General features: G+C 64.4%; 25 protein-coding genes. 6 read left to right on the top strand and 19 right to left on the bottom strand.

The genetic code is table 11. The annotated features are described in order from the left end of the window. The first annotated feature begins 15 nt into the window (after window positions 1-15). From J5226_RS03865 to J5226_RS03855, 3 genes are all read left to right on the top strand, one after another. Complete coding sequence (locus J5226_RS03865; protein ID WP_215838545.1) at window positions 16-3159, top strand: efflux RND transporter permease subunit; 3144 nt, start codon at window positions 16-18, stop codon at window positions 3157-3159. A gap of 134 nt (window positions 3160-3293) precedes the next feature. Further along, window positions 3294-3881: a TonB family protein gene (locus J5226_RS03860; RefSeq protein ID WP_215838544.1), complete on the top strand. Its 588-nt coding sequence runs from the start codon at window positions 3294-3296 to the stop codon at window positions 3879-3881. 304 nt (window positions 3882-4185) lie between these two features. Then, window positions 4186-4938, top strand: a complete 753-nt coding sequence (locus J5226_RS03855; RefSeq protein WP_215838543.1) for a transglutaminase domain-containing protein — start codon at window positions 4186-4188, stop codon at window positions 4936-4938. Window positions 4939-4952: 14 nt separating this feature from the next. On the opposite strand, the gene J5226_RS03850 is transcribed toward J5226_RS03855, so the two are convergent. The 18 genes from J5226_RS03850 to J5226_RS03765 all read right to left on the bottom strand — a co-directional run bounded on the left by J5226_RS03850 (window position 4953) and on the right by J5226_RS03765 (window position 21893). Continuing rightward, window positions 4953-5411: a hypothetical protein gene (locus tag J5226_RS03850; protein WP_215838542.1), complete on the bottom strand. Its 459-nt coding sequence runs from the start codon at window positions 5409-5411 to the stop codon at window positions 4953-4955. A 113-nt stretch (window positions 5412-5524) separates the two neighbouring features. Beyond that, window positions 5525-7507 (bottom strand): GEVED domain-containing protein, encoded by a 1983-nt coding sequence (locus J5226_RS03845; RefSeq protein WP_215838541.1) that lies wholly within the window; start codon window positions 7505-7507, stop codon window positions 5525-5527. Window positions 7508-7597: 90 nt separating this feature from the next. Further along, window positions 7598-8260 (bottom strand): hypothetical protein, encoded by a 663-nt coding sequence (locus tag J5226_RS03840; protein ID WP_215838540.1) that lies wholly within the window; start codon window positions 8258-8260, stop codon window positions 7598-7600. Between the two features lie 1073 nt (window positions 8261-9333). After that, on the bottom strand, window positions 9334-10161 hold the full coding sequence (locus J5226_RS03835; protein ID WP_215838539.1) for a hypothetical protein: 828 nt from the start codon (window positions 10159-10161) through the stop codon (window positions 9334-9336). A gap of 566 nt (window positions 10162-10727) precedes the next feature. Beyond that, window positions 10728-11513 (bottom strand): hypothetical protein, encoded by a 786-nt coding sequence (locus tag J5226_RS03830; protein ID WP_215838538.1) that lies wholly within the window; start codon window positions 11511-11513, stop codon window positions 10728-10730. Further along, the gene (locus J5226_RS03825) at window positions 11510-13234 is read right to left on the bottom strand and encodes an ATP-dependent helicase (RefSeq protein ID WP_215838537.1); all 1725 of its coding nucleotides are present in this window, start codon (window positions 13232-13234) and stop codon (window positions 11510-11512) included. The genes J5226_RS03830 and J5226_RS03825 overlap by 4 nt, the downstream gene beginning before the upstream one ends. Further along, entirely contained in the window at window positions 13231-14979 is a 1749-nt protein-coding gene (locus tag J5226_RS03820) for an AAA family ATPase (protein WP_215838536.1), read from the bottom strand. The genes J5226_RS03825 and J5226_RS03820 overlap by 4 nt, the downstream gene beginning before the upstream one ends. A gap of 190 nt (window positions 14980-15169) precedes the next feature. Next, on the bottom strand, window positions 15170-15418 hold the full coding sequence (locus J5226_RS03815) for a hypothetical protein (RefSeq protein ID WP_215838535.1): 249 nt from the start codon (window positions 15416-15418) through the stop codon (window positions 15170-15172). A 9-nt stretch (window positions 15419-15427) separates the two neighbouring features. After that, window positions 15428-15823, bottom strand: coding sequence for a hypothetical protein (locus J5226_RS03810; protein ID WP_215838534.1), 396 nt, complete (start codon window positions 15821-15823; stop codon window positions 15428-15430). Further along, complete coding sequence (locus tag J5226_RS03805; RefSeq protein ID WP_215838533.1) at window positions 15816-17354, bottom strand: hypothetical protein; 1539 nt, start codon at window positions 17352-17354, stop codon at window positions 15816-15818. The genes J5226_RS03810 and J5226_RS03805 overlap by 8 nt, the downstream gene beginning before the upstream one ends. Window positions 17355-17514: 160 nt before the next feature. Then, window positions 17515-17763: a hypothetical protein gene (locus J5226_RS03800; protein ID WP_215838532.1), complete on the bottom strand. Its 249-nt coding sequence runs from the start codon at window positions 17761-17763 to the stop codon at window positions 17515-17517. An 8-nt stretch (window positions 17764-17771) separates the two neighbouring features. After that, complete coding sequence (locus J5226_RS03795; protein ID WP_215838531.1) at window positions 17772-18137, bottom strand: hypothetical protein; 366 nt, start codon at window positions 18135-18137, stop codon at window positions 17772-17774. 200 nt (window positions 18138-18337) lie between these two features. Further along, window positions 18338-19060 (bottom strand): arsenical resistance protein ArsH, encoded by a 723-nt coding sequence (gene arsH, locus J5226_RS03790; RefSeq protein WP_215838530.1) that lies wholly within the window; start codon window positions 19058-19060, stop codon window positions 18338-18340. After that, window positions 19053-19475 carry an arsenate reductase (glutaredoxin) gene (gene arsC, locus J5226_RS03785; RefSeq protein WP_215838529.1) on the bottom strand — a complete coding sequence of 141 codons (423 nt, stop codon included), beginning with the start codon at window positions 19473-19475 and terminating at the stop codon, window positions 19053-19055. Before arsC ends, arsH begins: the two co-directional genes overlap by 8 nt. A gap of 14 nt (window positions 19476-19489) precedes the next feature. Further along, window positions 19490-20569, bottom strand: coding sequence for an ACR3 family arsenite efflux transporter (gene arsB, locus J5226_RS03780; RefSeq protein WP_215838528.1), 1080 nt, complete (start codon window positions 20567-20569; stop codon window positions 19490-19492). Window positions 20570-20578: 9 nt separating this feature from the next. Beyond that, window positions 20579-21073, bottom strand: coding sequence for an arsenate reductase ArsC (locus J5226_RS03775; RefSeq protein ID WP_215838527.1), 495 nt, complete (start codon window positions 21071-21073; stop codon window positions 20579-20581). Next, the gene (gene arsN2 / locus J5226_RS03770; protein ID WP_215838526.1) at window positions 21070-21468 is read right to left on the bottom strand and encodes an arsenic resistance N-acetyltransferase ArsN2; all 399 of its coding nucleotides are present in this window, start codon (window positions 21466-21468) and stop codon (window positions 21070-21072) included. Before arsN2 ends, J5226_RS03775 begins: the two co-directional genes overlap by 4 nt. Window positions 21469-21563: 95 nt before the next feature. Then, on the bottom strand, window positions 21564-21893 hold the full coding sequence (locus J5226_RS03765) for a metalloregulator ArsR/SmtB family transcription factor (protein WP_215838525.1): 330 nt from the start codon (window positions 21891-21893) through the stop codon (window positions 21564-21566). Between the two features lie 379 nt (window positions 21894-22272). Here J5226_RS03765 and J5226_RS03760 point away from each other — a divergent pair, with 379 nt between their 5' ends. Both J5226_RS03760 and J5226_RS03755 read left to right on the top strand, forming a co-directional pair. After that, entirely contained in the window at window positions 22273-22779 is a 507-nt protein-coding gene (locus J5226_RS03760) for an H-NS histone family protein (RefSeq protein ID WP_215838524.1), read from the top strand. Window positions 22780-22808: 29 nt separating this feature from the next. Then, on the top strand, window positions 22809-23348 hold the full coding sequence (locus tag J5226_RS03755; RefSeq protein WP_215838523.1) for a DUF3060 domain-containing protein: 540 nt from the start codon (window positions 22809-22811) through the stop codon (window positions 23346-23348). Between the two features lie 533 nt (window positions 23349-23881). On the opposite strand, the gene J5226_RS03750 is transcribed toward J5226_RS03755, so the two are convergent. Beyond that, window positions 23882-24145, bottom strand: a complete 264-nt coding sequence (locus J5226_RS03750; RefSeq protein WP_215838522.1) for a hypothetical protein — start codon at window positions 24143-24145, stop codon at window positions 23882-23884. A gap of 741 nt (window positions 24146-24886) precedes the next feature. Between J5226_RS03750 and J5226_RS03745 the strand changes: the two genes are divergently transcribed. After that, the gene (locus tag J5226_RS03745; RefSeq protein ID WP_215838521.1) at window positions 24887-25156 is read left to right on the top strand and encodes a hypothetical protein; all 270 of its coding nucleotides are present in this window, start codon (window positions 24887-24889) and stop codon (window positions 25154-25156) included. Window positions 25157-26607 lie beyond the last annotated feature (1451 nt).

Below are 26607 nucleotides of genomic sequence, written 5' to 3'. Positions count from 1 at the left end.
CGCGCGGAGAACCGAATGTCCCATTTCTTCATCAAGCGCCCGATCCTGGCGTGGGTGATCGCGATCGTGATCGTGCTGGCCGGCGCCTACGCGCTGACCCGGCTGCCGATTTCGCGCTATCCCGACATCGCGCCGCCGGCGGTCGACATCGAAGCCAGCTATCCGGGCGCGTCGGCCGAAACCGTCGAGGAATCGGTCACCCAGATCGTCGAGCAGAACGTCACCGGCCTGGAGGGACTGCGCGACATCGTCTCCACCAGCGACCGCTACGGCAACGTCACCGTCAGCCTGACCTTCGTCGCCGGCACCGATCTGGACATCGCCCACGTCCAGACCCAGAACAAGCTGCAGCAGGCGATTCCGCTGCTGCCGCAGATCGTGCAGCAGCAAGGCATCTCGGTCAGCAAGACCAGCGGCGCGCGCCAGCTGGTGGTGGCCTTCGTCGCCGCCGACGGCAGCGCGCTGCGCACCGACGAGATCGACGACTTCGTCGCCACCACCGTGTACGACGCGCTGAGCCGCGTGCCCGGTGTCGGCGCCGTGCAGTTGTTCGGTTCCAAGCGGGCGATGCGGATCTGGCTCGACGCGGACAAGCTCACCGCGTACAAGCTCACCCCCAGCGACGTGGCCGCGGCGATCCGCGCGCAGAATTCGCAGGCCTCCATCGGCCAGCTCGGCGACACGCCGTCGGTGCAAGGGCAGCAGCTCAACGCCTCGGTGATCGCGCTGGGCCGGCTGCGCACGGCCGAGCAGTTCCGCAACATCGTGCTGCGCAACGCCACCGGCAGCGGCGCCGCGCTGCGGCTGAGCGACGTGGCGCGGGTCGAACTCGGCCGCGCCGACTACAGCCGGCTGGCGCGCTACAACGGCAAGCCGACCTCGGGCATCGGCATCACCCTGGCCAACGGCGCCAATTCGCTGCGCATGGTCGAGGGCGTCAAGGCCGAGCTGGCGCGGCTGAAGCCGCAGATGCCGCGCGGCTTGAGCGCGGTGTATCCGTTCGACACCTCGCCTTACGTGCGCTTGTCGATCCTCGGCGTGGTCGAAACCTTGCTGGTCGCGATCGGCTTGGTGTTCGTGGTGATGTTCGTGTTCCTGCAGGACATCCGCGCCACCCTGATCCCGACCGTGGCCGTGCCGGTGGTCCTGCTCGGCACCTGCATCGTCATGGCCGTGGTCGGCCTGTCGATCAACATGCTGACCATGTTCGCGGTGGTGCTGGCGATCGGCTTGCTGGTGGACGACGCGATCATCGTGGTCGAGAACGTCGAGCGCCTGATGCAGGAAGAAGGCCTGTCGCCGGTCGAGGCGACCTCACGCTCGATGCGCCAGATCACCGGCGCGCTGATCGGCATCGCCTCGGTGCTGGCGGTGATCTTCGTGCCGATGTCGTTCCTGGAAGGCTCGGCGGGGGTGATCTACCGCCAGTTCTCGATCACCATCGTCTCGGCGATGGTGTTGTCGGTGGTGGTCGCCATCGTGCTGACGCCGGCGCTGTGCGCGACCGTGCTCAAGCCCTACGACGCGGCCGCGCACAACCGCCATCGCGGCTTCTTCCGCTGGTTCAACGACCGCTTCGAGCGGTTCGGCCGTCGCTACGAAGGGCTGTCCGCGGCGATCGTGCGCCGGCCGTTGCGCTGGATCGCGCTGTATCTGGCGTTGAGCGCGGTGATGATCGGCCTGTTCTTCCGCCTGCCGACCGGCTTCTTGCCGGCCGAGGACCAAGGCTATCTGCTGACCATGGTGCAAGGCCCGGTCGGCGCGACCCAAGGCCGCACGTTGAAGGTGCTGGATCAGGTCGAAAACATCTTCCTGCACGACGAACGCGCGGCGGTGCAATCCACTTTCACCGTCGCCGGCTCCAACTTCAGCGGCAAGGGCCAGAACGCCGGCTTCGGCTTCATCCAGTTGCGCGACTGGAGCGAGCGCAAGTCCTCCGCGCAAGCGGTGACCGCGGTGCAGGGCCGGGCGATGGCGCGACTGTCGAAGATCCAGGACGCGCGCGTGTTCGCGTTCGCGCCGCCGCCGGTGGTGCAGCTCAGCACCTCGGCCGGCTTCGATTTCTACCTGCAGGACAGCTACGGCCAGGGCCACAAGGCGTTGCTGGCCGCGCGCGAGCGGTTCCTGACGCTGGCGGAGAAGAGCAAGCTGCTGAGCAACGTGCGCGCCAACGGCCAGGACGATACGCCGCAGCTCTACATCGACATCGACCCGCAGAAGGTCGCCTCGCTCGGCCTGAGCATGAGCGACGTCGAAGACATGCTGTCGGTGGCCTGGGGCGGCCGCTACATCGACGACTTCGTCGACAAGGGCCGGGTCAAGCGCGTAGTGCTGCAGGCCGATGCGCCGTTCCGCATGCGTCCCGAGGACTTCGGCCGCTGGCACGTGCGCAACGGCGACGGCGAGATGGTGTCGGTGTCGGCGTTCGCGTCCTCGCGCTGGGAATACGGCCCGCCGCAGCTGGAGCGCTACAACGGCGTCTCGGCGACCAACATCAACGGCGAATCCGTGCCCGGCGTCAGCACCGGCGAGGCGATGCAGGAGGTCGAGCGGCTGGTGGCGCAGTTGCCGCCGGGCTTCGCCGCCGAGTTCGTCGGCCAATCCTTCGAGGAACGCGAAGCGGTGGCGCAGGCGCCGTGGCTGTACGCGCTGTCGCTGCTGGTGGTGTTCCTGTGGTTGGCGGCGCTGTACGAAAGCTGGTCGATGCCGGCGGCGGTGTTGCTGGTGGTGCCGCTGGGCATCATCGGCGTCGTGCTGGCGAGCGTGCTGCGCGGGATGGAGCGCGACGTGTACTTCCAGGTCGCGGTGCTGACCACGGTCGGCCTGACCTCGAAGAACGCGATCCTGATCGTCGAGTTCGCCAAGCAACGCGTGGAGCAGGGCATGCCGCTGATCGAAGCCGCGGTCAGCGCCGCGCACAGCCGCCTGCGTCCGATCCTGATGACCTCGCTCGCCTTCGGCTTCGGCGTGCTGCCGCTGGCGGTCGCCACCGGCGCCGGCGCCGGCGCCCAGCGCGCCATCGGCACCGGCGTGTTCGGCGGCATGCTGGCCGGCACCTTCCTCGGCCTGTTCTTCATTCCGCTGTTCTTCGTGTTGGTGCAGCGGGTGTTCCACAGCTTTCACCGGCGCGAGGCGGGAGCGGCGGCGGATGCGGAGTAGCCGATAGCGCGGCGGCCGCACCCGTCGCGGCTCGGGCGCGGCGCCCGAGCCGGGGCCGCCGCTTCAGCTAACGGCCTGCTTGATTCGCGCGCACCTTGAGAGCATCGTGAGGCCGAAGCCAGGAGGCCGCCGCGATGCAAGGAATCCGCACACCCGACCCGCATCCCAACTATTTGATCGCCGGCGCGTTGGGGCTGGCCTTGAGCGTCCATGCCGCGCTGCTCTTGGCCCTGACCCTGCCCGTCCGCGCGCCCGCCGATGCCGACGCGAGCTTCGTCCCCTATGTCGGCGTGGACCCGCAGGGCTGCGCGCTTTGGGATTGCATCCCCCGGCCGAATTTTCTGCACTACGCGCCCGAGCGCACACGCATCGGCGAGGTGCGGCCGGCGGCGCTCGCGGACGACGCAGCGCCGCCCTCGCCCTCGTTGATTCCGGCGAAAGCCTTGCGCTTGCCGGCGCCTTCGCAAGCGCTGTCGCTTTCTTTCTCGGCCCGGCCGCGGACTCTGGAGCTTTGGGTGCGGGTATCGGCGAACGGCGCCGTGCGGGAAATCAAGGTGCTGCGATCGAGCGGCTATTACGAACTGGACGATCTCGCGGTTGCGAACGCGCTGAAGCGCTGGCGCTTCACGCCGGCGTTCGAGGACCGGCGGGCGGTCGAATCGGCGGTGCTCGTGTCCGTCGAGTTCGGAATTTTCGACGTGCTGAGGCCGCCCGTCTATTAGCCGGTGTTCGGCATCGGCGCGGCAGCCTCGTTCAACCTCGGGGCGCGCGCAGCATAAGATTCGTCGCTAATCATCTACGCACGCCGCGGCGGTTGCGCCGGAGCCTGGAGCGAGGCTTCGCCGCCCAGCACATCCAGCCGCCGGGTGTCGGCGAACCGGAAAACGAATGAACGCGAACGAAGAAGCGAAGCCGCAAAGCCGGCGCCGACGAAAGCCCGGTCCGCGCGGCGCGCGATGGTGGCTGTGGCTTTCGCTGATCCTGTCTTCGCTTTCGGCGAACGCGGCCGAGTCCGCGCAAAAGACCGTGTCCGAGCTCGAGCTCAAGGCGCAGATCCAGGCGGCGTTGGTGCCCTCGCCCTATCGCCTGTCGCCGGCCGCGCGCCACGGCACCATCCGCTATCGCCTCGCTGAGCGCGACGCAGCCGAGAATTGGCCGTGGCCGCGAACCGGCGAGCAACGCGCCGTGCGCACGCCCGACGCAGTGGAGTTGACCGTCTGCACGCGCTGCGGCGACGAAGCCGCGCCCGGCGCGGAAGCGCTGCGCCGCTATCTCGCGCCGACGCCCTGGTTGCAAAGCCGCGACCGCGCGGTCGCGAGCTTCGCCCGCGCCGCCGGCATGGGCGGCGTGGATGCGCGCATGCGCCGGCTGGTCGCGGCGGTGCAGGCGCAGTTGTCGGGGCCGGTGGTCTACAGCGGCTACCGCAGCGCGCGCGAGGCCTTGTCCCAGCGCGAAGGCGATTGCACCGAATACGCGCTGCTGCTCGCCGCCGCGGCGCGCGCCCGCGGCATACCGGCGCGGGTGGTCGCCGGTCTGGCGTACGGCAGCCGTTTCGCCGGCCGCGCGCACGCGTTCGGGCCGCACATGTGGGTGCAGGCCTGGAACGGCGAACGCTGGGTCAGCTACGACGCCGGTCTGGGCGAGTTCGATGCCGGCCATCTCGTGCTGGCGATCGGCGACGGCGATCCGGACAGCCTGCGCGGCGCGATGCGCGCCATCGCCGGTCTGCGGATCGAAGACGCGGTGGGCTTGTTGAGCGAGGACCCCGCCGCGGACTGAGCCGCGTCGCGCGTTTATCCGCCCGGCGGCGGCTCGCGCCGCATCGGCAGTTCCGGCAAGTCGTCGTTGCCGTCGTCGATCCACGCCGCGTCGTCGGGCCGGCTGACGCCGCCGACGAAGACCACCTGCATATCGGGTTCGAGCGGATTCTCGGCCGCCACCGGCGTTTGCGCCTGCGACGCGGCGTTCGGCGGAGCGAGCACCGCCTGCGACGAACCGGACGCGGCCGCGACATCCGCCGGACCGGCCACCGCCGGCGCGGCGATCGCCAACGCCAGGGCCGTGCCCATCGCCAAGCGATACGAAACGCAGATCGGCCCGTTGGCCCGGCGCAGCAATTCCGCGCGCTCCGCGTCGCTGCGTCCGTCCAGGCAATGCACGGTCTTCCCGCATTGGCCGCAATGGCCGCCGATGCCTTGCTGCGCCTGCGCGTCGAGCGGGCAGGGCTGATCGATCCTGGGATAGCGGGCCATGGGCGAGTCCTTGTGCGCCGGAGGAGCGCTAGTTGTAGCACGCCCCCGAGTCGAGCGGCCGGCGGCTCGCGCGCGCCGGCCGACGATGTTTCAGTCCGGCAACCCGGGCCGCATCAGTAGCTGCCGGGATTGGAGTTGAACGCGACCGGCACATTGATCGTCAGGCAGCCGCCGGCCGGCAATACCGCCGCGTTCAAACTCACCACGCTGCCGCCCGCCGCGCCGCCGCTGCCCGCCGAACACGCGGCGCCGCCGGCGCCGGTGCAGGTCCACGGAGCGGACAAGGTCACGCCGGCCGGAAGGTTGTCGAGGATGGCGGCTCCGTTCGCGGCATCGGCGCCGGCGGCGTTGCACGCCGTCAGCACATACGTCGCCGAGCCGCCGGGCGTGTAGGTGTTCACGCCGGGGCCGTCGCTCTTGGTGATGGAGATCGCCGAGGTGTTGAGGCGATTGGTGAAGGTGCAAGTGATCGCCTGAGCGCGCCCGTTGGCCGCCGCACCGGTCACCGACACCGGCAGCGTGATGTTCACGCTGGTCCCCGTGCCGGTGGCGACCGTGGCGCCCGCGCCGTTCGCGCAGTTGTAGGTGGCGGTGTACAGCGCCGTGGTCGCCGCATTCGGCACCTCGGCGACGGTGGTGGTGATCGCGGTGGTGGCGATGTTCTGGGCGACGGTCAGATCCGGCGCGCCCGAGGCGCTGTTGTGGTACAGCGTGCGGAAACCGGTGGTGCCGTTGTGGCCCTGGTTGATCGCGAACGCGGTGCCGCCGATGCCCAGGTCGAAGCGGCCGGTGGCGCTGGTGGGATTGAGCAGCTTGATCACCTGGACCACCGGCTTGATCTCGATCATGTAGTCCTCGACCTCGCCGCTGTCGACGCGTCCGGTCGGCGTGGCCGTGGTCAGCTGCGTTCCTTGCGTGGCGCGCAAGCGCACATAGCTGCGGCCCGCGGTGGTCGCGATCGGCACGGTCCAACTGAGCGTCGTGCTGGTCGCGCCGCTCGCGACCGCGTTGCAAACGCCTTCGGCCGTATCGAACACGCCGTTGCGGTTGAAATCGATCCAGCCGCACACCGTGCCCGCCGCAGCGTTGCCGCTGAGGCTCGGCGTGAGCGTGTAGGTTTGCCCGATCAAGCCGGTGTGCAAGGTCGCCAGCGGCGTGGTCAAACCGTCTTCGTCCGCGCCGTCTCCGTTGGCCGCGTTGTTGTCGCCGCCCGCGGCGACGGCGTTCGGGCTGGGCGTGACCGCGGGCGTGGTGTTGAAGACGCTGGTGTTGTCGGCATCCACACTGGCGCCGAGGCGAATGCCGTCGACGATGTGGCTGGCCGCTTCCACCGAGTCGTAGCTGGCGGGGGCGTCGCCGAAATCCTCGTCCACGGTGGTGGTCACCAGATAGCCGTCGTCGCCGAGCGAGTTGCCGACCGTGGGGTGGAACACGTTGCGCGAGCCCGACATGCCGACGGTGAAGGTCACCGAGCTCACCGTGCCGTTGATCCGCACGCTGCCGCAACCGGCGAGCTGGGTCGCCGGCGCGGTGATCGTGGTGCAGTTGATGCCGTTGTAGTTGGTGTTGATCAGATCGAGCTTGTTGCCGCCGGTGATCTGAAGATTCACCGCGTTGGGCAACACGGTCATGGACGCGCCCGTCGGCACCGACGCGGACAAGGTGTGGGTAGTGCGCCCGGCGGTGATGGTGAACGTGTCGCCGGTGACGCTGCTGACGCTGCCCAAGCCGACGAAATGGACGATCGGGTTGGTGACCGGCCGGCTGAAGCTGATGGTCAGGCTGCTGCCGATGTTGGCGCAGGTGACGGTCGTGGCGGAGCTGTTGGGAAAGTTGCAGGACGCGCCGACCGTCTGCAACTGGATGCCCGTCGTGGTGGTGGCGACATTGGGCGAGAACATCGTCGCGGTCGCGCCGCCCAGCGTAGTCAGCGGGGCGTTGTTGGCGACGATCTGGACGTTGGTGCCGCCGCTGAGCGTGTAGGTCGCGGTCAAGGTCGACGGATACGGCTTGGTGGACGAACCGGCTGTTCCGACGGTGCCGCTCGCGGTGGCGTTGTTGAGCTGCGCCGCCGAAGCGCCCAGCGAGGCGAACAAGACAGCGACTGCCAAAAGCCGTGAGGCGACGGTCGGGCGACGCATAGGCGAACCTCGGTTGAGAAGCCGTGTCGTGGGGAATCGATGGGTCTAGCGCGGGACCAAGCAGGGAGCGGGCGCGGCCGCGTCGTCGCGGCCGTCGGCGAAAGACCAATGGTCGACGCCGTCGGCGCCGACGAGCAGGCGCACGGCGCGCGGCGCTGCGCGCTCGCCGCCGCGCGCGGGCGCGATCGGATCGAGCTTGGGAATCTGCGCCGCCGCCGCGCGCGCCCGCGCGAGCGTGAGTTCCGCGAGCGGGATCCCGCTCGCGACGATCGCGACGCGCAGCTTGGTTCCGTCGTCTTGCGTCAGCAGGCACTTGTACGCGCCTTCGGCCGCGTCGATCTCCACCAGCCCCAGCACGTCGTCCACCAGCAAGCGCGGCGCGCCGGGCGCAGGCGCATCCGCGCGCAGCGCGTCGTCGATGCAGGATTGCCCCAGATGCAGGATGTCCACGCGGTCGCTCTCGACCCGGACGAGGAGCCGCGACACGCACAGATGCCGGCTGGCGAGCGCCCGCAACGTCTTCGCGACCTCGCGATAGTGGATCCGGAATCGGACGGCGCAGCGAGGATGGATCGCGCTCTCGCTCGGAATGCGCCACCGGTTCAAATGGAACAGCAGTTCCCGTCGTCCCCTCGCGGTCGCCCGGCACCGGATGCTGCGGGTGTCGATCAACCCATGGATCAGCACTTCCCCAAGAATCTCGGGCATGGAAAACCCCACGGCGTCGCTGCGTGATGGTCGTTGCGCCGGATAGCGTGCGGGCCCCTGATCCCGGTACGTGTCCCCTGTAGCGGGCTTAGTTGAGTCCAGGGGTCGTGTTTCCGGTGTGAAGGCGCAATGGCTGGGTTTTCGGGCCCGAAGGGCAGGAAAATTCGCCTTGGAAAACCGGCTGGCGTCTATGGTCTTTGGCAAAGGTCACGCCGGCCGACATGTCATCCGGCCCGCAGGTTGCTGCGACGAACATGCGTCTGAGCCTTGGTCGAATCACCATGTGTGTTCTGAGGATTCGGCGCTAGTAAAACCATTGCAAGAACGTCTTTGTCGCAAGGAGTGGTTTCAAAAACGCAGGCGAACTGAAATGAAAGAGGATCAGGAACTTCGGTTCGTCTGTTGGCGATCCTCCCTCGCTCGTCGCGGGCCAGGTCGTTGCGTCCTCATCGACGCAAATCGAATACATCCGGCTCGTTGATCACGCCTCAACGACAGCTTGCTTTAGTAACGCCGCTTGTCCGGCGCAATCGACTATTGGCGACATAGATCAGTTCCTTGGCCGGGTCGCGAATACAGTTACCGACCGTGTCGCGCGGTCGATGAAGGTTGCGATCGGAAGCTGATCGGAGAAGAGGGGAGGGAGGGAAAAGCAAAGCGATTCGGTTGCGGGCTCGAAAACCCCAAAACCAAACGCCCCTCGCAAAGGCCCGTCAGTAACGGGGCTTGCAGAGGGGCGTACGGACAGCGGAGAAAGTTTCCCGCTAAGAATTGGCGCGCCCACGGCGCCCGGATTCGAACTAGTAGGTTCACAAAAATAAGCTTAATGGAACAACAAGCCACGGTAACAACTGCGCGACGGCCTAGAACGGTACGTTACTTAGAGGCCTTTCCCAGGATGCGAGCGTGAACAAGGCAGTGTCCAGGTGACCTTTTCGCAACGACCGCTCTTGGCCGCAGGGCGCTGTGCGACCCGGAGCGGTCGCTGAACGACAGAGTTGTGCCCTGCAGCTAAGCAGACGCGGCGGCGGATCAGTCATAACGCAGTCGATGACGCGCGGGGACAAGGAAGGTTACGGGTGCAGTCGCTGCCTTGTGAGGCGCCGTAGGTACATGCCGGCGGTAACAAGCACCACGTGCAATCGGAAGGTGCTGTGGTCCTGATCAGACAGTCCCGGGTGCGCGCCCTGGGTGTGGAGCATCTTGAACAGGCCGTTGACGTAGTTCTTGCCGTCGCCCGACCACTCGTTCCTGCTGACGTCTAGAAACCCCAGGGTCCCCAGCATGCCGCGACGGTTCTCCGCGGTAGGCAGCCGCGCGGCCTGTGGCGAATCGATATATCTGGCAATGTCATCGAATAGCCCCTCCATGAAGGCGCGTAGCTGTCCGTTGCACGCGGCCCAGTCGCCGCGAGTGTGGGCATCGATTGCTTGGTCGAGGTGGCCGAGGGGCGTGGCGAAGCCAAACTGCTTAAGCAAGTGGTGCACTTCGTCGTCCGTGGCAGGTAGTTGGATCTCGCCAGGAAGCGCGGCGCGGATCGACGCACGCTGGGCGCGACTCGGGGCTGGCACCAGCACGAAGCCATCCCGCGCCAGTCCGCGCAGGAAGTCCGTATGAAGCGCATCTGTCGAGACCGGTTGTGCTAGTTGCGCCGCTTCGCGCACAAGCGCCTCCGCCAACGTCACGGGCCCGTCGACGGTCTGCAGCACTTGGTCAGCTCGCGCCACCACGACTCTGCCCAGTACCGCGATCTTCTTCCCCACGCTGACGGTCGTGTCCTGTGACACGTCGTCCTCGAGCCCAAGACGCACGATCATTTGATTGAACCGGGCCTGTGTATGCTGTTCGAGCAGTTCCGTCGCAGCAACAACAGTTGGGCGAGAGAAGGGGCCTTGGCGCATGGGTCGAAGAGTTCCTGGACAGACGTAAGTGGAATGACGAATCGCGAGCAGCGAGAGTGTGTGGAGTGCGAGGAAGTCTCAGTGAACCTCGATGCATCTCCAGAGCGCCCGATAGCTTCTTGGACGCCTGCGTCGAGGCCCACGCGGCACTGATGGCGGTAGCGAGCTCTTTCGAATTGTACTGCGCTGCCGCGAGTGTTTCCGCAGTGCCGTCCTCAGCTGTCATGGCGCGACCGAGTGCCATCACTTGGCCCCGCGGGGCGGCTCACCACAGCCCGCCGAATTGATTTTGTCGTCGTGCCCCCAAGGTTCTTGAGCTCTGCTACCTTCAATTCAGAATTCATATTCCGGATGCATCGAATTCAGTTTCCGCTTCTAGCCGGAAGCAGACATTGATGGGGCAGGGATTAGGGGTGTTTATCGGGGATAGGGGGCATGGCAGCTCCGACCCGAAGCGGTCGCTCCAGGCAACTACTTGGCTTCCTCCGATGGTCCGCGAGGCTGCGCGGCGCGGATTGCGGTCGGTGATCGGCGGGCGTGCGAGCCAATTCCATCGTGGTCTCGCATCAACGCAGCGAGAACTTTGGCTGACCATTTTTCGCCGCTTCTGCACCACATAGCGTCATTGCGTGCGCTAGGAGCTTCCAGAACTCCTCGTAATCAGGGCTGTGCATTTCATCGTTCGCAACCCAGAAGAACAGAATTGCTCGGTTCGCATCGCGATAAGTATTGGCCTGGACGATTTCGTGGATGTGCAGCAACCTGAAGCGCAGGAAATCCGAGTAAAGCACCTTCGTTGTTGCATCCATGACGTCCGGAGACAGGTAGCTGGCATAGATCTGGAGCGTCGTCGTGATCTCCTCCGATCCCTCCCTCGCTGCTCGTCCCAGCATGCTGAACCATTTGATCTCCTCGAACGAGCCGTCTGCGTAGGGCGACGTGGAGTTCAAGTCGAGCGTCGCGAGGATCCTGCGGCGCTCGGAATCGAGGAGATCCAGCGGAGACTCAGGCGCGTCGCACTGCCGCCTCCAAATCGAGTCGCTGGCAATAGGATGGACCGCATGCTGAAACGCCCTCAACAACTGGCGCATGCCAATCGATGCAATGCGGGCCTTTGTTTCGCGCTGCCGCGCCTGCTCCCGCTTGTTGCGCGAGGTCACCAGCAATGACGTGACCAGCGCGAGCAGACCGATTGCCAATACGAGCCAGCCAAACAGTGTGATCTTCGCGACGCCAGGGGCAGCCGTGTCCCACTTTGGCGAGCCGACAACCGCCGCGATCGCGGCAATGAACGCCACGATGGGCGGCGCATAGTCGAGAAACCGGAAGCGCCGCTTCTCTTCCTGAGTCATTCCGCACCTACCTCGCGGAAGCCGAAGTCCATCAATCTCTGGCGAAGCCCCGGAAGGGCCGCTGCGGGGAGGCCAAGCCAAAGCAAGTTCTTGGCGCGCGTGACGGCGACGTAGCCGATGCGTCCTACCTCGGTCGCGACACCGTCCAGCATTGCCTCGACATGATCTTTGGTCGCCATGTAGAGGACGGCATCGAGACTTTCGCCCTTGGCCTTGTGCACGGTATCGACCCGAATCCGAGTGTTCCGCTGCGTGCCGAGATCGTCAGCGGCCACTAGCGAAGCATGCGGCAGGTCGCGCCGGGTCAGCTTGGTTCCCAGACTGTCGGTGGGAGTGAACCCGAATTCGGCTTGGAGTGTAGCCAGCAGTTGGCGCACGCGCTCAAGCAGGCTGGGAAGCCACTCGGTATCGGCGAGTAGCGTGGACGGGGGCAGGCCAACGCCCGGATCGCGGACAAACTGCCACAGTCGTCGCCGCACGCGTCGCATCTCGGGATGCCTGGCCGGACTCAGTAGCGCCGTGAGCAAGTTTGCCGGGGGATCAACCAGCAAACTGACGACACACCGTGCCAGTGCCTCGAAGGACCGCTTGTAGTCGCGCCGCTTGTCGCGGAGGATCGACGCGAGCGCGAACTCTTTGACGAGGCCACGTCCAACAGGCGTGTCTGCGCCGGCGAGTTCATCCGCCAGCTTCACCGCGCGGCAAAGAATGGCGCTGCGGCTGGGTTCGAGTCCGGCTGCCGCGACGGTTGCCTCAAAGGTTTCGATCAACTGATCCCGTTGGGTGGCGCGATAGGAGGTAAAGAAGGCGCCGTGTACCGTATCGGGCGAGTCCCTTTCGTGCGTGTCGTTGCGATTGGATAGCTGATTGGCCAAGGCTAGGATCGCGGGAACCGAGCGATAGTTCGTGGTTAGCGAAAACGAGCTGACGCCTGCACGACTACCGTATTCGGTGAGGAACCTGCCGTCCGCCCCGGAGAACTCGTAGATTCCCTGGTTGGGGTCGCCGATCAGGGAAATTTCCATTCCGGCGTCTGCAAGCAGGTCGAGAATGGCCTGATGGCACGGGCCGATATCCTGCGATTCGTCGATCAGGATGTGTGGATAGCGACGGACCAGCGCACGGAGAACGGCTGGCTGTTCCCGCAGGGCGCGATGGCACCAATACCGGCCGAGGTCATGCGTGTACGCGCCGGTTCTGCCGAGCCGCTCGACGAGGGTCAATGCCGTCGCTCTGTTCAGGCCGACGCTCTGGCTGTGAACGCTGTAGAAGAAGTGGAAGTCGCCCTCGCGAAATCCCACGCGCATCATCGTGATGCTTTGGGGGAACTGTTGGGTCCTGAACGTGAAGCCGGCAAGGAACGGCTCGCTTCCCGAGACCAGATAGGGGGTCTGCTGCGAGCCCATGGTGCGATGTGCGTGTGGCCTCAGAACATGGGTCGTGATGAACGCATCCAGCGTGTCGATGTCGACCCGGCCCCGCCCGGCCGTGGCTGGCAGGGTGTGGGCGAGACGCCTGTAGTTCTCGCGGAAGGTATCAACGGCAATGTTCGAGAAGGAAAGCAGCGCGACCCGGCCTCGCTCTTCCCCCAGGCGCCTCCGCATCTCGACCAGTCGATGCACAGCCGTTCGTGTCTTGCCACTTCCGGCGCAGGCGATCACCGACAACGGGCCGGTGGGGGCATCGACGATCGCGCGCTGCTCGTCGGACAGCGCGGTCATGCGGGCGCCTCGCATTGGCAGGCATGGGCCACGGCCTCACGGATGTAGTTGGGCACGACGCACGGGGTGTCTGGCTTGGCCAGGATCTGCGCCAATGACTGACCGAAACGGCCCTTCTGTACATTGTTCTGCGGGCGCTCGAACATGCCCGTGAAAAGGGCCTTGGCCTTGGCCGCGTCGCCTTGGGCCGCATCAACGGCCGCTTCCACCGCTTCGCCGATCTTGGGATGCAGCTCTTTCAGTGCAGCCAGCATCGCTGTCCGATTGTCGGTGTAGAGGGCGAAGTCGTATTCCAGAGTCTTTAGCCCGTGAAATACCTTGACATAGGCGTCCTCTCTCTCCTTCATTTTTGCGGTGTTGGCGGACACCACCACGGCGTCCCCCAACGCCGGGTATAGCGCTACCGGATTGCCGGCGTCGCTTTGCACTTGCTCGGGATCGGCGTCGGTGATCAGCGCGACCGGGATCTTCAGCGCGCCTTCTCCGAACAGCGGCAGGAAGGAATCAAAGTTCAATCCTTCCACGCTGATCAAGCTGACCGCGTGCTTGCGCAGATCGAACCCCGACCGGGCCGCGAGCACGTTCATCAGCATAAGCTCGGCCGCGCCTTCCACGAAGATCACGCGGCGGGCGAAGAACAGCTCCGCGCGGGTGACGTCCAGGTAGCGCTTGAGCTTCTCCCGTTTACCGGCGGCGAATTCGACGCTTCCGGGGAAGAACGTCTCGATCGCGGTGCCGGTATCCACCAAGCAGGTCAGGCACTCCAGGTCCGCGATGCTGGCGAAGTTCGGAGAATGGCTGGTAACGAACAGCTGGACCGGCTTTTCGCCCTCGTGGGTATGGATGCTTTCCAGGTAGCGCAGCAGGATCGATTGGAGTTGGGGGTGCAGGTGGGCTTCCGGCTCCTCGATCACTAGGCCGCGGTAGCTGGCTTCAGCGTTCTTGGCGAGCGCGCCGAGGACGACGGCCATGAAGATCAGGTTGTTGAAGCCGAGTCCGTTCTGCTCGATCTCGAAGTTGTCGACCAGGAGGGAGAGCCGGGAAGATAGGCGCTGGAAGTCGCTGGCGCTCAGGCCGACTTCCAGCGCCTGCGCTAGTTGCTCGCCTAGCATGGACACGTGGCGGGTGGCGATGGCGGTCTGCGTGCTAACTATCGGCGCGTGTGCCCTGAGATTCTGATCAAGCTCGCTAAGCGCCTGATTGATCCCCTCGCGGCCGGCATCGTCGGCTAGCATTTGCAGAAGCCGTGATAGTTGGCTGGCGCGGCCCGGGCGCAAGCCCTGGGCGGCATCCCGGAGAGGCTGCAGGTAGACGCCCCGCAGGTTTTCGAGCATGTCCGACGTCAGGCCGACGTCTTCATGCTCACCACACCAGCGTTTAATGCGAAAACGCCCGCTGGCGTCCGCGCCGGAATAGCGAACATGAATGTGCACTTCCAGGTTGCCGTCGCCGTCGGGCGTCAGCGCCGCAAGAAAATCCGCCTCGTCGTCTAGGCTGAGGCCCCGGAAGACGTAGTGGAACGTGATGTCGCCGGCAGGCTCCCCTTCCCTAGGGCGGTGCAAGTCGTCGGTATCCAGTCGCGGTGGCGGCTCGTCATAGCCGGCAAGCAAGGCGCGCAGTGCATCGACGACGGCGGTCTTGCCGACGTTGTTGGCGCCCACGATGATGTTCAGCCCTGGCTGAAACTGGATCTGTACTTCCTTGAGTTTGCGAAAGTTTTCAATACTCAGCGTTGCCAAATACATCCGTATCCCCCCATAGCGGCGCATTCCCGGGCGATTACTCCTCCCTCTGCGGAGGATACTGAATCGCCCAGAGTTTCGTAGACATCTCGTAGCCACGAAGAGTGACTAAATTCCGGCATCTACATGGCTTGGGTGTCGCGCCGCGCGGACAGCGGCTCCGCTCCGTCTGACGATGGTCAGAAGACGGTGCTCAGCGAAACCGGGGCAATCCCATCGAACAATTCAGCCGCGCGAACGTCGGCGAGGCGTCCCGCGCCTCCCGCTCCATTCGCAGTAGGTAAGCGCGCAACCCCCGCGGCGCCCGCGCGATCAGCAAGACCCAGTGGTGCTCGAAATTGAACGCGCGCTCGGCATCATGGACGTCCCAGGTCTCGCCGATTTCGAGGGCGTCGAGCAGGGCGGCGGCGCGGGCTTTGGCGCGGCGGATCGAGAGGGGCATCGCGGCGGCTCAGGGGTGGGGGCCTCGGGGCGACCGGGCGCGCGGCGCGGCCCGTGGCGGCGGGGCGGCCTCGGCGTGCAGGCGGTCCAGCGCGGCCAGGCCGGCGGGGCGGCCGCGGCGGTAGGGGCACGGGGGCGGCGCGGCGTCGGCCAGGCGCACCTCGACTGCGGCCGCGCGCAGGGTCCGAAGCAACGCGAGGGCGGTGTCGATCCGGGCGAAGCGGCGGGCGCCGCGCTTGGCCGTCAAGACGGCCTCGTGCAGGCCGTACTGCACCGATAGGACGTAGCCGTCGGCGCGGCCGTGCAGGGTGTCCCCGCGCACGGCGCCGGCGCGGGCGAGCTCGGCCAAAGTGGCCGGGGGCTCCATCAACTGCTCAAAGCGCTGTATGGAGTAGATCCTAGTCAAGATGGCGCCCCACGTATCCAACGCGAACCTTGTCCGCTGAGCCATTCAAGTCAAAATATATCCGAGCGCAGCGGTCTTGGCTGACGTTGTCGCTAGGTTTGAGGTGAAAATCAAACTCGACTGGTTTTCCGCCAAACTGCCAAGTTCTCTGCTTCATCTGTGCTCTTGACCTCCGCGTGGTTTCTGATTCCACAGAGCAAGTCACACCGCGATTCTCGAGCCATGGAATCACACCTTCGCCTAGCGATCCAGACTTCAGTGCCGCGGCTAGATCTGAGAGTGCCTCCAAGTAGCGAAAGATCTTATCCGGCGGACCGGCCTCTGGGTGCAGACTTTCAACTTCGCGATAGATTGAGTCGGAGAACTCCAGTTCGTTGCCAAATTGAGCTTCAGCCGCGCGCAACGCGGCGGCAACACTGTCAATTAAGAAAGTCTTATCTGGCGCAACTGTCGGAGCCTCTGCCGAAACGTATCTAAGGGCAACCTGCAGATTTTCTACCTGGTCTTGCAGGTCATTCAGCCGCTCATCCCTCTGAGCCAGTTCCGCGCGTAAACGGTCGTTATCTGCGGCGTAGTTCTCAGCGATCTCTCTGAAGTCATCCTCGCTTTCGCCACGTTTGAATGATTCCGCAAGAGTATGCTGTCGAAGTTCGTTGATCTCGGAACGCAACTCACGAGCCGATCTGGGCTCACGAATTGAAAAGGCCGACAGGCCTAAAATTTGACGTCTAAATTGACTGCGTATTCTGTAGGATGCGTCTTTGGCTTCGGATACGCCCGTATAGAGGGTGCTCTTGGTCCAAATGGGGTGCGAGGAGGGTTTATCCATTCCCGGACCTACTGGCCAGTACAGTCGGACGGCACCGTTGTAACAGGACCACTCCGTGCCCTTTATACTCGAAAGCATTCGCGATGAGGTTTCATCGGATGTTCCTATGATGGCTAAGCCGCAGAGGTCGCTGCATACCCTCTCGGTAAATGATTCGGTAATCGACTTGCCTTTTTCTGTTGATATGAGTATCAGCGGAATCGTCCTGTCTTTATGCCAAATCAGTCGTGAAAGGTCTGCTCCTCCTTGAGCGCCGACGAATGGTACTGGACGGCCCGGTAGCAAATTCTGGTCTAGGTACCATTCTTCCTCGCTGTTAAGGATTTGCTGAATAAATGCGGGGCGTCGTACATCGAATTGAAATGGGGCCAGTTGCTGAATCTGGGATGCCACCCGCAACTCTACGAAAATTGCGCAGGCGTCGTTCTTTCGGGTTAGGCTTACCTCGCAGACAAACCGCCCACCTTCGCTGGCTTCTGATAGAGAGATTTTCCGATAAGATCCACTTGGTGAATGCTCGGTAGTATCCGAAAGTACCCCTTCACGCCCCCTCGAAAGTGCGAATGTTTCCCCGTCTTGCGCGAGGCGACCTTTGTCTTTGAGCCAGTCGTCCAGAATTTTTGATGCCTTCTTTTCCAGTATCGCGGCGGACTCATTACTGTCTGCAGTGCTTTCCATTGCATATGCGGCAACCTTTCGCATCTCCCCTCCCCAACTCGCGCAATAGCCATTGTTTTGGCATCGAACGGAACTGCGCCCGTGTTTCGGCCACGACCCCGACCACAGTGCAGTGAGCCGTCCAGAGTTTTAGACGCCGGCGATTTCGAACTGCATGAGTGCCGCGATGCCGGTGCAGTGGTGCTCAGTGTCCGTTGAGCAGCCCGATTGAGTGATGCAGCCGCGCGTATGTCGGCGAGGTGGTCCGCACCTGCCGTCCCTGGTCCAGCAACTGGTTGCGCAACCCCTGCGGCGCGCGCGCGATCAGCGCGGCCCAATGGCGCTCGAAGTTGAACGCGCGCTCGGCGTCGTGCGCGTCCCAGGTCTCGCCGACCTCGAGGGCGTCGAGCAGGGCGGCGGCGCGGGCCTCGACGCGGCGGATCGAGAGGGGCATGCGGCGACTCAGGGCTGGGGGCCACGCGGCGACTGGGCGCGCGGTGCGGCCGGGGGCGGCGTCGCGGCTTCGGCGTGCAGGCGGTCCAGCGCAGCCAGGCCGGCGGGGCGCCCGCGGCGGTCGGGGCGCGGGGGCGGCGCGGCGTCGGCCAGGTGCACCTCGACCGCGGCCGCGCGCAGGGTCCGCAGCAAGGCGAGGGCGGTGTCGAGGCGGGCGAAGCGGCGGGCGCCGCCGCGTTTGGCCGTCAAGACGGCCTCGTGCAGGCCGTACTGCACCGACAGGACGTAGCCGTCGGCGCGGCCGTGCAGGGTGTAGCCGCGCACGGCGCCGGCGCGGGCGAGCTCGATCAAGGTGGCCTGGGACAGCGCTTTCATCGCCGCGGGCGCCCGACACGGAATGGTTCGGGAGGCGCTACGCTTGGCTGTGGGCGCCGGCAAGCGCGGTTTCGGGGGCGGGGGCGGACATAACGTCAGATTCCATGCAGTCGCCGCGGCGCAGATCGTGCTGGTCTACCGGCTCGGGGCCGTGGCAAGACGCTGGCTGAGACCTTACACCGCTCAAGCGAAGCCACCCGCTAAAGGGCCTCTTGCTGCATGCGCTTGCTCAGTGCCTCGGCGCTCTCCTTTCGTTCGCTGTAACGATCCACCAAGTAGGGCGTAACGCCGCGCGTGAGCAGTGTGAACTTCATCAGCTCTTCCATCACGTCCACGATGCGGTCGTAGTAGGCGGATGGCCGCATGTGCCCGGCGTCGTCGAACTCCTGATAGGCCTTCGCGACCGACGACTGGTTAGGAATGGTCAGCATCCGCATCCAGCGGCCCAATACGCGCATTTGGTTGACCGCGTTGAAGGACTGGGAGCCGCCGGACACCTGCATGACCGCCAGCGTCTTGCCCTGGGTCGGCCGTACCGAGCCGACCGACAGCGGGATCCAATCGATCTGCGTCTTCATCAGGCCGGTCATGGCGCCGTGGCGCTCCGGCGAACTCCACACCATGCCCTCGGCCCATTGCACCAGTTGGTGCAGTTCCCGGACCTTGGGGTGATCGCCAGGCGCATCGTCCACCAGCGGCAAGCCGGAGGGATTGAACATCCGTATGTCGCCGCCGAGCGCGCGCAGGATGCGCCCTGCTTCCTCAGCGGCTAAGCGGCTGTAGGAGCGTTCGCGCAACGAACCGTAGAGCAGCAGGAAGCGGGGGGCGTGGACGGGACGATCGGACGAGAGCAGGCGTTCGATCTCCGGCTGCGGAAACAGCGCGGGGTCGATGTTCGGCAAGTCGATGCGGGGCTCAAACACGTCGACCCTCCGCGTTCACCACCACCTCGCCGTCTTCTTTGCTGAACGCGCCTTGTTGCGACTGCGGCAGGATGTCAAGCACCGCTTCCGACGGACGGCATAAGCGCGTGCCCAGTGGCGTGACCACGATGGGGCGGTTGATGAGGATGGGATGCTGGAGCATGAAATCGATCAATTGCTCGTCGCTCCACGTCGGATCGTCCAGGCCGAGTTCAAGAAAGGGCGTGCCTTTTTCACGCAGAACCGCTCGCACCGGAAGACCCATTGCAGCGATCAGGGCCTCTAGCCTGCTGCGGTTGGGTGGCGTTTTCAGGTACTCGACGATGGTTGGTTCCTCGCCACTGTTGCGGATCAACCCCAGTACGTTGCGCGAGGTTCCGCAGTCGGGGTTGTGGTAGATGGTGATGTCGCTCACGGGGCAGGGTCCAGTTACGTTGTGAGGGCGCTGCGGTCATACCAGCCGCGCGATCGGTTGACCACGCGAACGACCAGCAGCATGACCGGTACCTCGATCAATACGCCGACCACGGTGGCCAAGGCCGCGCCGGATTGGAAGCCGAACAGGCTGATGGCGGCCGCCACGGCGAGCTCAAAGAAATTGCTCGCGCCGATCAGCGCCGAGGGGCCGGCGATGCTGTGCTGTTCGCCGACTTGGCGGTTGAGCCAGTAGGCCAGGCCGGAATTGAAGAGCACCTGGATAAGGATGGGCACTGCCAACAGCGCGATCACCAGCGGCTGTCGAAGGATGGCCTCGCCTTGGAACGCGAACAGCAACACCAGCGTCAGCAACAGCGCTGCAATGGACAGCGGGCCGAGGTGCTTCAGGGCCTGTTCGAAGGTCGCACGGCCTCGCTGCAGCAATGATCGGCGCCAGAGTTGGGCGAGAATTACCGGTATGACGATGTAGAGCAACACCGAGGTCAGCAACGTATCCCACGGTACGGTGATCGACGAAAGGCCCAGCAGCAGGCCGACGATAGGGGCGAAGGCGAACACCATGATGGTGTCGTTGAGCGCCACCTGCGAGAGCGTGAACACCGGATTGCCGCCGGTAAGCCGGCTCCAGACAAAGACCATCGCCGTGCACGGGGCTGCGGCCAGGAGGATCAGCCCCGCGATGTAGCTATCGAGTTGGCTGGCCGGCAGCCACCCGGCAAAGAGATGCCGGATAAAGATCCATGCCAGCAGCGCCATCGAAAACGGCTTGACCGCCCAGTTGACGAACAACGTGACACCTATCCCGCGCCAGTGCTGACGCACCTGACCCAATGAGGAAAAATCCACCTTGAGCAGCATGGGCACGATCATCACCCAGATCAGCGCGCCCACTGGAAGATTGACCTGTGCAATCTCGAGTCGGCCTATGGCCTGGAATGCAGCCGGTGCGACTTGGCCTAGCGCGATGCCGACAACGATGCACAAAGCGACCCACACGCTCAGGTATCGCTCGAACACGCTCATGACGGGGGCGGCCGCAGCTTGACCGGTGGTTTCGCTTATCGTGACCATAGCCCCTTCTCACCGATGGCCGATGTCGCGCAGCTCTTGCTGCAGCGACATGGCGTCGAGTCGGTGCAGCGGCAGCGATAGGAACAGCTCGATGCGCCGTCTAAGCGTCAATGCCGCATCCATGAAGGCCTTACGCCGCTTCTCCTCAGGGCCATCGACACTGGCCGGATCGGGTACGCCCCAATGCGTCGACACCGGCTTACCCGGCCACAGCGGGCAGGCTTCGCCCGCGGCGTTGTCGCAGACTGTGATGATGAAATCCATGGCCGGCGCATCAGCGCTGGCAAACACGTCCCAACTCTTACTCGAGAATCCTTCCGTCGCGCATCCGAAGTTGCGCAGTGTTTCGAGCGCCAGCGGATTTACGTGTCCGATCGGCTGGCTGCCTGCACTGTAGCCCTGGAAGCGTCCGCCGGAGAGGTGAGTGACCAAGCCCTCGGCGAGGATGCTGCGGGCGCTGTTGCCGGTGCATAGAAATAGGATGTTGTAGTGACGGGGGCTCATGGCGGGCCGAGGAATTTGCTCCAGCAGGAGGCGGTGGCGGGGCACAACGAGCGGAACTGCGCTGTGGACTGGATTTGCACTGGTGTGTCGCCGCGTTCGGTCGGAACGTAACCGCATCGTGAGAAGAAGGCAGACGCGGTTTCCGTCAGCAAGACCAGCCGCACCAGGCCGCGGGCGCGGGCATGCATCTCAGCGCGCTCTACGAGTGCTTTGCCTAATCCGCTACCCCGGAGGTTCGTGCCGACGGCGAGGGAACGTAGCAAGCCTGTGTCGCCGCACGCTTGCACTGCGACCACACCCAGCAGGGTTCCGTCCTGCTCGGCCACGAGGAAGTCGATCGGGTCGGCCTCGGAGTCCTGGAGCGAGAGCAACGAGGCGGCCAGTAGCGCCTGCACGGCTACGTGATCCGCCGGGGTCGCGGGTCGGATAGGAATCAAGCGCTGAAGTCCGGGATGGAGACGCACAGGTGCGAGCGTTTCATAGTGATTCCTTATCGCTTGGTCGGCGTGCAACTCGGCGCCGCGTTGTCGCAGGGCGAGCCGGCGCAGCAGTTCTCGGTCAGGAACGACAGCAAACCGTTCATCGTCTCGTAGTGGGCGGAGTAGATGACGAAGCGTCCTTCCTGTCGTGACAGCGTCAGCCCGGCATGCGTTAGTTCCTTCAAGTGGAACGACAACGTCGCCGGACTGATGTCCAAACGTTCGGCAATCTGTCCGGCGGGCAACCCCTCGGGGCCTTGCTCGACCAGCAGGCGGAACACCGAAAGTCGCGTGTCCTGGGCGAGGGCGGCGAGGAGGGGGACAGCAATTTTAGTTTCCATATTTCAACAATAATCAAAATATAGTGCATGTCAAGAGTCACTCGTGCAAGCCGGCTGCATCGTCCAGGGGCTCGTAGAGAGCAGCCACCAAGTTGACAGGTAGCGGCGCGCGCCTTGGCACGGCGAATCGAGAGAGGCATGCGGACGGCTTAGGCGTGGGGATCGCGCGGCAACCGGCCGCGTGGCGCGGCCTGGGACGTGGCGGCCGCGGCCAGACGCATCTCGAGCACGACCGCGGGCAGGCGGTATTACACCGACAGGACGTAGCTGTTTACAGCAGGATTTCGTGGTCATTCAAATGGAGAGGCGCGTCCGGGACCGACTTGGCGAAATCGCGATCGATGCTATAACCGAGCCTTCCCCCCGATAGGATGCCCCGGTGGCCCTGACCACACTCCAGTCGATCGACGCCGAGATCAAGCAGTTGGAAGCCCAGAAGAAGCTGGTCGAGAAACGCGACTCCGAGGTTCCCAAAGCGATCGAGGTTCTTCAGCGATACGCCAAGGTGCTGACGCCGGCCCAGCGCCGCAAGCTGGCAAAAATCTCCGGAAGCGAGTTGGACGCCGATGCGGTCAAGGCTCCGGCGCGTGCCTCCCGTGCTCGAAAGATCGGTAAGGTGGCGCCCAAGTACCGCCTACCTACCGGCGAGACCTGGACCGGGCGTGGTCGAACCCCGGTCGCCTTCGTGGCGTGGGAGAAGGGCGCCGAGGGCAAGGCATGGCGCAAGGCCAACGATGGTGGGCGCTTCCCCGCCATCGGCGGCGCATCCTCCAAGACCCCCGCTAGCGCAGCGTCGACGAAAGCCTCACGCGGCGCTACCAAGAAGACCGGAAAGAAGGCGACCAAGAAGGCTAAGAGGCCTGGAGAAAAGGCGGCCGGCCAGTGATCCACTCGTTTCCAAACAAGGACGCTTCGATGATGGTTCACATCCAACAACAAAACGGCGCGAGCGCCGATTACCTGCGGTGCTACACGAGGCTGCTAGCCCTGTCGGCCTTGTGCTTCGCCGCGATCGCGTGCACCGATGGCGCGGGTGGGGGCCTTGGTGCCGTGGTGTCCAACGAACTCGTGGACCCCGCCAGCGGCGCCACCTGCAGCCAGGGGTCGAACGTGCGGATCACCAAGAACGACTTCGAGACGGTGCTCAACGGCCAATGCGGCGCGGTGGTCGTCACGGGATCGAACGGATCGGTCAACGTCGACCACGCCCAATCGATCCGCGTTGAGGGCACCAAGGTCACCGTGCTCAACGAGAAGGTCGAGACGCTGGAAGCGATCGGCTCGGACAACACCTACAACATGACCGAGGTGGGGCACGCTACCATCGCCGGTGATCGAAACACGCTGCTGGGACGCAACTATCGTCAGGTGACGTTCAAGGGCCAGGGCAATTCGGTCAACACCGACAACGAGCCGCAACTGGACGATCAGGGCACTGGCAACAAAGTGATTTGACTGCCAATTCCAGTCGGAATAGGACTTTGCGTCTAGCGCAGAGGTGTGTCGTTCGGCGCATCATGAGCGCGCCAGTTGGCGATATGGGCCTCGGCCAGCATCAAGCCCTCGGCTACGGTGAGGGGCACGGCACCTCAAGCGCTTCGCCGAAGGGCCCGCAGGCAACTCCGGTTACAACTCCCCTCGACAACATACCGACATAACGAGCGCGCAGGAGGGCTACTGTCGTGGCTGGAACAGCTAGGGCGACGAATGCCCGGTGCCCCCCTCTCCGTGTACCCAGCGGTTAGGCTGAGCACGCAAACCCCGCGGCGCCCGGGTCACCGGTGCGCCCGAGTGGCGCTCAAAATTGAACGCGCGCTCGGCGTCGTGGGCGTCCCAGCTCTCGTCGACCTCAAGGGCGTCGAGCAGGGCGGCGGCGCGCGCCTTGGCGCGACGGATCGATAGCGGCATCACGGCGAGCTCAGGGGTGGGGGCCGCGGCCTCGGCGTGCAGGCGGTCCAGCGTGGCTTGGGCGACTGGCGTCCGCGGCGCTAGGGCCATGGAGACGGCCCGGTGGCTTCCATCACGCGTACCTCGACCGCTGCCACGCGTAGGATCCGTAGCAGCGCGAGGGCGGCGTCCAGGCGGGCAAATTGGCGGCCGCCGCTGTGTTTGGCGCTTTGCACGGCTTCGGGCAGGCCGTCCTGTACCGAGAGGACATAGCCATCAGCGTGACCCCGCAAGCTGTAGCCGCGCACGGCGCCGACGCCGGCGCGAGAAAGCACGGCCAAGCTGGCCTGGGACAGCGCTTTCATCGATGCGGGCGCCCGAAACATGTGGATCTGGTGGACGCTACGCGCAATCTCGGGTGCCGGCAAGCGCGGTTTGACGATGCTGGCGCTACGTTCCGTCGTGGCGACGCGCGGGTCTCAATGGCGGCATAAACCGTTCAGCCGAAACAGGTTCGCACCAGCCATTCGTTCGCATGCGCTGAATGATTAGTGGAGGCAGCGAGTCTCGATTCTGCTGGCGCGCTCCCAAGCGGCCCAAATCACGGGGATGGCGCCTTCCCAGGCCAGTGGGGAATTCCCCCGTACACTCCGATACCTCGCGCGCAACCGCGGTAGCGAGTGCTCGAATGGGGTGGTTGGTGATGCGATGAATTCAGAGATGCCCACATAGATCGCCGGCGCGTAATCGCTGAAGCGCAGGCCCGGGCTATAGAAGCATGCCTCTCGGAAATGCAGTGCCCAGTACGTCAGACCGCCGCGACTTCGAGCGCAGGGAGGCGAGTGCATGTTTGAATGCCATAGGGAAAGTCGACGAAGCCCGAGTCTGCGCCAATGCGCCGCCCTATATGGTCGGATATCGCGAAATGAGTTGGGTGGCCGACGGACGGCAGGCGCTGCGAGGGCGAAGAGGTATCGATCAGATGTTTGCTCGTTCACCCTACGCGCAATGTCGGAGCTAAGCCAGCTTTTTATTTATTAGTTGTTTTTAAGTGAATTCGAACGTTGCCGTGCATACTGAGTGCTCAACAAAGATGGTGGAGCGCCATGGAACATCATGTCGAATGGTTCCAGTTCACTCTTCCGATCGATCAAACCATCGGCCCGGAAGCGCTGCGCGCACTGTGGATGCGCGCCTGTGGTTCAACGAATGTTTCGGTTCAGCGCAGCAGTCGAACCGTTCTTGGGCAGAGGACACCCGTCTATTCCTTGCGCGCATCGCCACGCCTCGCGGGGCTCCCGTTGGTCGAGTCACGGCTGCGCCATTTGATGTTAGAGGCGCGATTGAACAGCAAGATTTCCGCGATAGCCCGCTGAGGGTTTCATGCAAAAGAGCTTCGACATTGCTATCGGGCGCTGCGAATCCGTGAGTGAAACGGAAGTCGTCGTTGAGCTGGACACGGCGATGGTGAGTCGCTTGGTTCCAGGGCATCCTTGGTGTAGGAGTGGCACCAGTAAGTTGAAGCTGGCCGTTGCGCTCTGCAGTTCGCTGCGCCCTCCATTGGCAGGGCGGGAGACTTTTGTTAGTAGGGAAGCGATCATGAAAAACCCTTCCGGTCGCTTCGACTTGCTTGGGAATGGTTGCTACGCGTCTATCCGCCTTAAAGCGCTTGCCGCTAATACCGAGCCTGAGGTGTTGAACCCCGCCCCGAGACTGAATTGGGCGGAGCGGCGCCTTAGCAGAATGCGGCGCAGCTAGCCCTAGGCGAGTTGGTTCTTCATTGCGCAACGAGCTCTCGGCGACACAGGTGACCTCAAGGCGCTCCCCTTTGGGAGGATTTGTACCTGACACCGCTCTCGGTGTTGAGGTACTCCCCCTGTGCCGTGATCTGTAGCGTTACGCCGCTTATATCCAGCACCACGATATGGTCAAAGCGCCAGTGCTCGTCCAAGTCGTTGGCTCTGGACATCGTCAGTATACGTATGAGCGTGACAACAGTGCCGTCATCTCTTACGGCTCGAAGGCTTGAAGGGAACTCTCTGGTTTCCACGACTCAGCCTTCTAGGAGTGAGTCGCCAGTTGCCCATGAATAGTCCAGTTTGACAATAGATAAGATGTCAGCCAGTCGTTGCGTAGTGGTGAACTCTAAGGCGCAGGCGGCCGCCTCGGGCGCGCAGAGTACACTCATTGCAGACGCTCTCTGGCCGCGACACCGATGCCGTGACTGGGCGTGCACCATGCGGAAACCCCGACAGGCACTCCTGCGGAGGCTGGTACGAAGCCAGCAACAGTATCCGAAGTTTGGCCAGGCCCACCTCCGGGGATCCACGCTCGATGGCGTTAACGCGGCGCGTTGATGGCATGCGCGCGTACTAAATGGCTGGCGGTCGTTTACAAAGTGAATCGCACAGGGTTTCGTGGACATCCCTCAACGACAATGGGTGACTCAATTTCTGCGTCTGCATCGCATGGAGCCGTCGGCGCGACCGTGCAGGGTGTCGCCGCGCACGGCGCCGACGCGGGCGAGTTCGATCACCGTGGCTTGGGACAGCGCTTTCATCGACGCGGGTTCCCTACACGGGGTGGTTCGGGAGGCGCTAAGCGCGTTATCGGGGGCCGACAAGCGAGACCGTCAGTCGCCGTTCCCCACCCTTTAGCGACAGCATGGGCGTAGTAGGGGCGCTCGTGGTCTTCCAAGATCTCGTAGACCTGGCCAGGTGGTTCGGCGCCGGCTGATCGTTGGCTGGCGTTCCCGGCGCCACGGGCCACCCGCCGGCAGATGCGTGGCGATCGCGGCCGTCGCCGCCGTCGCTGGCCAACAGCTGGT

The organism is Lysobacter sp. K5869 (assembly GCF_018847975.1).
In the GTDB taxonomy this organism is placed as follows: domain Bacteria; phylum Pseudomonadota; class Gammaproteobacteria; order Xanthomonadales; family Xanthomonadaceae; genus Lysobacter.
Note: the sequence above shows the minus strand (reverse complement) of the source record. Positions and strands in the feature narration are given on the sequence as shown.

Coding starts and splice junctions, on each gene's coding strand:
- J5226_RS03835 (WP_215838539.1), bottom strand. CDS start 10,161: ATGCGCCAAGGCCCCTTCTCTCGCCCAACTGTTGTTGCTGCGACGGAA.
- J5226_RS03765 (WP_215838525.1), bottom strand. CDS start 21,893: ATGGAAACTAAAATTGCTGTCCCCCTCCTCGCCGCCCTCGCCCAGGAC.
- J5226_RS03820 (WP_215838536.1), bottom strand. CDS start 14,979: ATGTATTTGGCAACGCTGAGTATTGAAAACTTTCGCAAACTCAAGGAA.
- J5226_RS03865 (WP_215838545.1), top strand. CDS start 16: ATGTCCCATTTCTTCATCAAGCGCCCGATCCTGGCGTGGGTGATCGCG.
- J5226_RS03815 (WP_215838535.1), bottom strand. CDS start 15,418: ATGCCCCTCTCGATCCGCCGCGCCAAAGCCCGCGCCGCCGCCCTGCTC.
- J5226_RS03750 (WP_215838522.1), bottom strand. CDS start 24,145: ATGAAAGCGCTGTCCCAGGCCAGCTTGGCCGTGCTTTCTCGCGCCGGC.
- J5226_RS03795 (WP_215838531.1), bottom strand. CDS start 18,137: ATGAAAGCGCTGTCCCAGGCCACCTTGATCGAGCTCGCCCGCGCCGGC.
- J5226_RS03825 (WP_215838537.1), bottom strand. CDS start 13,234: ATGACCGCGCTGTCCGACGAGCAGCGCGCGATCGTCGATGCCCCCACC.
- J5226_RS03805 (WP_215838533.1), bottom strand. CDS start 17,354: ATGCGAAAGGTTGCCGCATATGCAATGGAAAGCACTGCAGACAGTAAT.
- arsB (WP_215838528.1), bottom strand. CDS start 20,569: ATGGTCACGATAAGCGAAACCACCGGTCAAGCTGCGGCCGCCCCCGTC.
- J5226_RS03800 (WP_215838532.1), bottom strand. CDS start 17,763: ATGCCCCTCTCGATCCGCCGCGTCGAGGCCCGCGCCGCCGCCCTGCTC.
- J5226_RS03755 (WP_215838523.1), top strand. CDS start 22,809: ATGATGGTTCACATCCAACAACAAAACGGCGCGAGCGCCGATTACCTG.
- J5226_RS03775 (WP_215838527.1), bottom strand. CDS start 21,073: ATGAGCCCCCGTCACTACAACATCCTATTTCTATGCACCGGCAACAGC.
- J5226_RS03850 (WP_215838542.1), bottom strand. CDS start 5,411: ATGGCCCGCTATCCCAGGATCGATCAGCCCTGCCCGCTCGACGCGCAG.
- J5226_RS03860 (WP_215838544.1), top strand. CDS start 3,294: ATGCAAGGAATCCGCACACCCGACCCGCATCCCAACTATTTGATCGCC.
- J5226_RS03745 (WP_215838521.1), top strand. CDS start 24,887: ATGGAACATCATGTCGAATGGTTCCAGTTCACTCTTCCGATCGATCAA.
- J5226_RS03830 (WP_215838538.1), bottom strand. CDS start 11,513: ATGACTCAGGAAGAGAAGCGGCGCTTCCGGTTTCTCGACTATGCGCCG.
- J5226_RS03840 (WP_215838540.1), bottom strand. CDS start 8,260: ATGCCCGAGATTCTTGGGGAAGTGCTGATCCATGGGTTGATCGACACC.